8 protein-coding genes are annotated in these 6,804 nt (G+C 67.8%); all 8 read left to right on the top strand.

The features are described from left to right. A partial coding sequence (locus tag VF167_15475) for a sodium-translocating pyrophosphatase (GenBank protein HEX6926822.1) occupies positions 1-2,062 on the top strand: 2,062 nt, incomplete at its 5' end. Positions 2,063-2,155: 93 nt separating this feature from the next. After that, complete coding sequence (gene ychF / locus VF167_15470) at positions 2,156-3,256, top strand: redox-regulated ATPase YchF (GenBank protein ID HEX6926821.1); 1,101 nt, start codon at positions 2,156-2,158, stop codon at positions 3,254-3,256. A gap of 329 nt (positions 3,257-3,585) precedes the next feature. Continuing rightward, positions 3,586-3,942: a 30S ribosomal protein S6 gene (gene rpsF / locus VF167_15465; GenBank protein ID HEX6926820.1), complete on the top strand. Its 357-nt coding sequence runs from the start codon at positions 3,586-3,588 to the stop codon at positions 3,940-3,942. 4 nt (positions 3,943-3,946) lie between these two features. Continuing rightward, positions 3,947-4,168, top strand: coding sequence for a 30S ribosomal protein S18 (rpsR, locus tag VF167_15460; GenBank protein HEX6926819.1), 222 nt, complete (start codon positions 3,947-3,949; stop codon positions 4,166-4,168). Further along, a complete protein-coding gene (locus tag VF167_15455; GenBank protein HEX6926818.1) occupies positions 4,165-5,112 on the top strand; it encodes a DUF2232 domain-containing protein in 948 nt (315 codons plus the stop codon). The genes rpsR and VF167_15455 overlap by 4 nt, the downstream gene beginning before the upstream one ends. A 52-nt stretch (positions 5,113-5,164) precedes the next feature. Next, a complete protein-coding gene (rplI, locus tag VF167_15450; GenBank protein ID HEX6926817.1) occupies positions 5,165-5,611 on the top strand; it encodes a 50S ribosomal protein L9 in 447 nt (148 codons plus the stop codon). A gap of 225 nt (positions 5,612-5,836) precedes the next feature. Then, the gene (gene rsfS, locus VF167_15445) at positions 5,837-6,211 is read left to right on the top strand and encodes a ribosome silencing factor (GenBank protein HEX6926816.1); all 375 of its coding nucleotides are present in this window, start codon (positions 5,837-5,839) and stop codon (positions 6,209-6,211) included. Between the two features lie 138 nt (positions 6,212-6,349). Further along, on the top strand, positions 6,350-6,804 hold a 455-nt coding region (locus tag VF167_15440; GenBank protein ID HEX6926815.1), incomplete at its 3' end, for a hypothetical protein.

Here is a 6,804-nt window from a genome sequence, read left to right as displayed (position 1 = left end):
CATCGGAAGGCAACCGGCCGGGAACGAGGTGATGCGGAACATCGCCGCCCAGATCGAGACCGGCGCGATGGCCTTCCTGCGGCGCGAATACTCGGTCCTGGCGATCTTCATCGTGGTCGTGGCGGTGCTGCTCGGCATCGCCCTCGGCGCGCCGACGGCCGTCGCCTTCGTGGGTGGCGCGCTCTCGTCGATGCTCGCCGGCTTCATCGGGATGAAGGCGGCCACCAAGGCCAATGTTCGGACCTCCGAGGCGGCGCGCGGCTCAGGGCAGGGGTTGGCGCTGAGGATGGCCTTCAACGGCGGCGCGGTGATGGGCCTCGCGGTGGCCTCGATCGGCCTCTTCGGCATCGGCATCCTCTACTACTTCGGCCTGCACCGGCTGGGCTTCGCGGTCGAGTCCGAGATCGTGAGCTTCGCGCAGATGATCTCGGGGTACGCCATGGGCGCCTCGAGTATCGCGCTCTTCGCCCGCGTGGGCGGCGGGATCTACACCAAGGCGGCCGACGTCGGCGCCGACCTCGTGGGCAAGGTCGAGGCGGGCATCCCCGAGGACGATCCTCGTAACCCCGCCACCATCGCGGACAACGTGGGTGACTGCGTCGGCGACACCGCCGGCATGGGCGCGGACATCTTCGAGTCGTATGTGGGCTCGGTCATCGCTACCATCGCCATTGCCGCCACCAGCACCCTGTACGCGGCGAACCGCCTCGAGGCCGTGGCGCTGCCGATCATCACCATCGCGGTCGGGCTCCTCGCCTCCCTTCTAGCGGTCGGGCTCATGCGCGTGTTGGAGCGCTCCAATCCGGCCTCGGCGCTCCGCAACGTGACGTTCATCGCCGCGATCGCCTTCCTGGTGGTGATGTATTTCGTCGTGGCCGCGATCGACTTCGAGATCGTCGATGCGGTCACCGGCGAGGCGTACCCGTCGACGGGACCGTTCTGGGCGCTGCTCGTGGGCTCGGTGATCGGCATCGCCATCGGTCTGGTGACCGAGTACTACACCGCGGCCAAGCCGGTGCGGCGGATCGCGGAGGCGTCGCAGACGGGCTCCGCCACCAACATCATCTCCGGCCTCGCGGTGGGGATGGAGTCGACCGCCATTCCGCTGCTCCTCATTTCGCTCGGCATCTGGATCTCGTATGAAGTGGCCGCCCTCTACGGGGTGGGCATCGCGGCGGTCGGGATGCTGGCGACGGTGGGCGTGACCATGTCCGTGGACGCGTACGGCCCGATCGCGGACAACGCCGGCGGTATCTCGGAGATGAGCGGCCTCGGGCCGGAGACCCGGCGAATCACCGACAGCCTGGACGCCATCGGCAACACCACCGCCGCCATCGGCAAAGGTTTCGCCATCGGGTCGGCGGCGCTCACCGCTCTGGCCCTCTTCTCCGCCTATTCGTCGGCGGTCGGGCTGCAGGAGACCGGCATCAACCTGATCGATCCGTACGTGGTGATCGGCCTGCTGATCGGGGGGATTCTGCCATTCTACATCGGGTCGCTGACCATGACCGCGGTCGGCCGCGCGGCGCAGGGAATGGTGGGGGAGGTGCGCCGCCAGTTCCGCGAGATCAAGGGCCTGATGGAGGGGACCGCGCAGCCCGATTCGGCGCGCTGCGTCGACATCTCCACCCGCGCGGCGCTGCGGGAGATGATCCTGCCCGGGACGGTGGCTGTGGCCGCCCCGGTCGTGGTGGGGTACGTGCTGGGCGTGTCGGCGCTCGGCGGCCTGCTGGCGGGTGCGACGGTCACCGGCGTGCTGCTGGCCCTCTTCATGGCCAACGCCGGTGGCGCCTGGGACAACGCCAAGAAGCACATCGAGGGCGGCGCCTTCGGGGGCAAGGGCTCCGACCCGCACAAGGCCGCGGTGGTCGGGGACACGGTGGGTGATCCCTTCAAGGATACCTCGGGACCCTCGATGAACATCCTCATCAAGCTGATGAGCGTGGTTTCCCTCGTGCTGGCTCCCTGGTTCGCGCGGGTGAGCGGCAGCGGCCCTGCGGAAGACGCGGTCGCCAGCTTGGTGGAGTCCGCCCGGGCACTGCTCACCGCGTTGCTGGGCTGACCTCCGGGATCCTGGATACGACAAGGGCGGACACCACCGGGTCCGCCCTTGTCGCTCTGCCGGTGCGGCAACGCGCCATGCTGAACCGAGAACATGCTGAAGCTGGGTATCGTCGGACTGCCGAACGTCGGAAAATCCACCCTCTTCAACGCCCTGACGGCGGCGCGCGCGGACGCGGCGAATTATCCGTTCTGCACCGTCGAGCCCAACGTGGGGATGGTCGAGGTGCCGGACCCGCGTCTGCAGCTTCTCGCCGAGAAGGTGAAGCCGCAGCGGACAGTTCCGGCCGTCGTCCAGTTCGTCGATATCGCCGGGCTGGTGAAGGGAGCGTCTCAGGGAGAGGGGCTCGGCAACCAGTTCCTCACCAACATCCGGGAGACCGACGCCATCGTGCACGTCGTACGCTGCTTTGATGATCCGGACGTGGTGCACGTGATGGGCTCGGTGGATCCTCTGCGTGACCGCGAGGTCATCGAGCTGGAGCTCGCGCTCTCCGACCTCGCCGTGGTGGAGAAGCGGCTGGACCGGGTGCGTCGCGCGGCGCGCGGGGGTGAGAAGGAGGCGCAGGCGGAGCTCGCCCTGCTCGAGCGGCTGTACGCAGCGCTGGCCGAGGGCCGCATGGCGCGCACGGTGGAGGTCACCGCCGAGGAGGAGAAGCTGATGCGCTCCTTCAACCTGCTGACCGCCAAGCCCATCCTCTACCTGGCGAACGTGAGCGAGGAGGACCTCCCCGAGGGGGAGAACGAGTACGTGCGCGCGCTTCGGGCGGCCGTGGCGGAGAGCGGGGAGGTGGCGGAGGTGATCCCCGTCTCCAGCAAGATCGAAGCGGAGCTGGCTGAGCTGAGCGAGGAGGAGCGGGCCGAGTTCCTGGCGTCTCTGGGCCTCGAGGAGCCGGGGCTACACCGTTTGATCCGGACGGGCTACCGGCTGCTGGGGCTGCACACCTTCTTCACCGCCGGCGAGAAGGAAGTGCGCGCCTGGACCATCCCGATCGGCGCGAAAGCACCCGAGGCCGCCGGTGTCATCCACTCCGACTTCGAGCGCGGCTTCATCCGCGCCGAGACCGTCTCCTTCGCGGACTTCGAGCGGCTGGGGAGCGTGAAGGCCGCCCGCGACCAGGGGCTGATGCGCTCGGAAGGGAAGGACTACGTGGTCCAGGATGGGGACATTATGCTGTTCCGCTTCAACGTGTAGACCTCCCGTCTCGTGAAGCTGGTGTGGCGCCGGGTGACTTCCGGCCGCGGCCACCCCATTGTGGGCGTCCAGGCCTCGCCTTTCGTGCCGCCGAGCGCATCACCGCTCTCGCTCGTCGAAACGAGATCCCCGCGTGAACGCTCCCGCCCCGTCGAAGTGACCGACTCCACCCGGCGCCACGATCGGCTCAGCAACGCCCCGGACTGGCGTCCTGCTCCGCCAGAGTCTATATTAAAAGGCTCCGCCCGCATGTCGGGGCGGGGTTTTTCGTTTCCTGCTCCGTGCGCACCGGCGCGGGGCCGCTATGTCCACAGGACGAAGGTGAGACGGTGAGAGATTACGAGGTCGTGTACATCTTCGACTCCGCGCTCGAGGAGTCGGTGATCAACGAGAAGATCGAGCGCTACCACGAGCTCATCGCTGGAGACGGCAAGGGGGAGGTGGAGGCGGTCGATCACTGGGGTCGGCGCCAGCTCGCCTACCCGATCAAGGACAAGGAGAACGGCTACTACGTCGTGACGCATTTCTCCACGACGGCCGACCGGCTTCCCGAGTTCGAGCGTCTGCTGCAACTCGACGACGATCTGCTGCGTTATCTGATCGTCGTGAACGAAGGTGACCTGCAGACCTCGATTGCTCCGGTGGTCGAGGAGCCCGAGGACGACGACGCCGACGAGGAGGAGTAATTACATGGCCCGTCAACGGAAGACCTGCCCGATCTGCGAGTCGGGCACGCGCACGATCGACTACAAGGACGAGCGGCGCCTCTCGCGCTTCATCACGGAGCGTGGCAAGATCCTGCCCCGCCGGATCAGCGGGATGTGCGCCCGGCATCAGCGCCAGGTCAGCACCGCGATCAAGCGGGCCCGCTTCCTCGCCCTGCTGCCGTATATCGCGGGTCACGAGGGGTGAACGAGGGCGCCGGCGACGGCCGCCCGACGGCACGCTGGGGCACTGCCGCCTGCCTGACGGCAGCGGTCGTCCTCCTGTCGTCGCTGGAGACGCTGCCGCTGGTGCTCGTCCCGCTCGCGCTGTTGCTGCTCACTACGCCTTCGCCGCGCCGGTGGCGGTGGATGCTTCTGGCCGTGGCGATCGGGCTGCTCGGACTGAGCGTCGCGGTGAGCCCGCTGGGGGGATTGAGTCGCGCCTGGGCCCTGCTGCTGGGCGGCGCCTTCGCCCTGGTCACCGTCTGGAGGCCTTCTCTGGCGGTTCTGCCGCGGGCTTTGCTGGCAGTTGGAGCGGCGGGTGTGGCCGCCGCCACCGGCCTGGTCGTCAGCGGCCAGTGGCGAGGGGTGGATGGGATGGTGCGACGCGAGCTCGTGGCCGTTTCGGAGCGGACGTTCGCGGCCGCCATGGCCAGCTCACCCGAGAGCGCCTGGCTCGCGGAGCTCGCGGACGCGGCCCGACAGGTGGCGGAGCTGCAGGCCGAGCTCTTCCCCGGGCTGGTGGCGCTTCAGTCCCTCGCGGCGCTCGGCCTGGGGGCGTGGATCGTGGGCCGTTTGCAGCCCCCGGCGGACGGCCGGTTCAGTCTTCGCCCCTGGCGTGATTTCCGCTTCAACGACCAGCTCGTCTGGCTCTTGATCGTCGGGCTCGCCCTGGTCTTACTCCCGCTGGCGGACGGGTTCTCGCGGGTGGGCTACAACCTGATCGTGTTCATGACGGCGCTCTACGCCCTCCGGGGCGTGGGTGTCTTCCTGTTCGTGTCCGTCGGGGCGTCTTCGGTGGTGATGATCCTCTTCGGAGCGCTGGCGGCGATCTTTCTCTACCCATTGGTCCTGGGCGCCGCCGTCGTGGTTGGCCTGGGGGATACGTGGCTCGATGTGAGGGGGCGCGCCGTCGCCGCCACCCGATCGTGATTCGTTGGGGCCGCCGTCGCGCGCGGCCAGCCTATCGCAAGGAGTCGACATCATGCAGGTGATTCTCAGGGAGGCGCTCGATAGCCTGGGCAATGCGGGGGAGATCGTAACGGTCAAGCCCGGGTATGCCCGCAATTACCTGATCCCGAAGGGGCTCGCCTACGAGGCCACTGAGGCGAACGTCCGCCGGATCGAGCGGGAGAAGGCCAAGCTCGCGCAGCGTGCGGCCGAGCTGCTGGCGGAGGCCCGCAAGCGTGCCAGCACCCTCGAGGGGGTGTCCATCACCTTCCATGCGCGGGCGGCCGAGGAAGGAAAGCTCTTCGGATCCATCACCAGCGCAGATATCGCCGAGAAGCTCGCGGAGCAGGGAATCGAGGTCGACCGCAAGCAGATCCAGCTGGAGGAACCGATCAAGAGCCTTGGCGTCTTCTCGGTGCCGATTCGCCTGCACGCCGAGGTCCGGCCGGAGGTGAAGGTCTGGGTGATCAAGGAGGAGTAGCTCCTCCCGCGACTCCCGTTGGCTCCGGGGCAGGGCCGTCCGGTGGTGAACCCGACGGTGCCCGCAGCTCCGCTTCGGACGACAGGCGCGAAGAATGCCTCGGGCGAGGGTTCTTCGCGCCTGGGCGTTTCAGGGGCTGGCATGCGGTGCTGGCCCTCGGCGCCTCGACTCGTGGCGATCGCTTTCTCTTGAGCGATCGATCTCGTCGAGCACAACGATAACCTGATGAGCTCTACCAGCTTGCCGGACATACCGCAGGAACTCTCACGCGCCATCGACCTGCTATTCGATCGCAAGGCCGTCGACGTGAACCTCATCGACCTGCGCAACATCTCCTCGGCGACCGACTACTTTCTCATTGCCAGCGGCCGTTCCGACACCCATGTGACCTCCATCGCCGACCACCTCGTCGATGAGTTGAAGAAAGAGGGTGTGAGGCCGGCGGGCGTAGAGGGAATGCGAGGTGGCCGGTGGGTTCTGGTGGATTACGTCGACTTTGTCGTGCATGTCTTCCACCCCGCGGCCCGGGAGTTCTACCAGCTCGAGCGCCTCTGGGGCGACGCTCCCCTGCACGTGCTCGAGCCGCGGGCTGCCTCCTGAAGCCACCTCAGGTCGGGAGCCGGGTTGCCAGGGCGCAGTCGCCGGCCCCTGGAAGAGTCCCCGCATGCCGCTGAAACGCTTGCCGCTCCGCTCGCGCCATCCGTAAGTTGCAGCGCCCCAACTCACCATCGAGCGCTGATGAACGATCCCGAATCATCCAGGTGGACGGATCCCGCCGACCTGCCGCCGCCAAGCGTGTACGATCCGGCGGACGAGACCGGGCCACCCTTCGGCTCCGGGGAGCTTCCCTCGGTGGTGTTGCTGCTGGTCGGCGACGTGGAGCGGAGCTGGGCGGCGCGCACGGCGATCGAGCTGAGCGACGCCTGGGCCGCGACGGGGCGCAGGGTGGTCCTCGCCGATTTCCACCTGGAGAGCCCGGTCCTCCAGACCGAGCTCGGGGGCGAGGGCCTGGAAGGGGTGGTCGATCTCTTCCTCTACGGAGCGTCGGTGGCTCGATGTACACGCGACGGTCCTGGACGCGAATTCAGGTTCATCCCCACCGGCACCTACACCCCTGACGTCGGGGCAGTCTTCCGAAATCCCCGCTGGACCAAGCTCATCGACGGCTTCAAACATTCGCGGGCCACGCTGGT

It is taken from the genome of Longimicrobiaceae bacterium (genome assembly GCA_036375715.1).
GTDB lineage: Bacteria > Gemmatimonadota > Gemmatimonadetes > Longimicrobiales > Longimicrobiaceae > DASVBS01.
Note: the sequence above shows the minus strand (reverse complement) of the source record. Positions and strands in the feature narration are given on the sequence as shown.

Coding starts and splice junctions, on each gene's coding strand:
- rplI (HEX6926817.1), top strand. CDS start 5,165: ATGCAGGTGATTCTCAGGGAGGCGCTCGATAGCCTGGGCAATGCGGGG.
- rpsR (HEX6926819.1), top strand. CDS start 3,947: ATGGCCCGTCAACGGAAGACCTGCCCGATCTGCGAGTCGGGCACGCGC.
- rsfS (HEX6926816.1), top strand. CDS start 5,837: ATGAGCTCTACCAGCTTGCCGGACATACCGCAGGAACTCTCACGCGCC.
- ychF (HEX6926821.1), top strand. CDS start 2,156: ATGCTGAAGCTGGGTATCGTCGGACTGCCGAACGTCGGAAAATCCACC.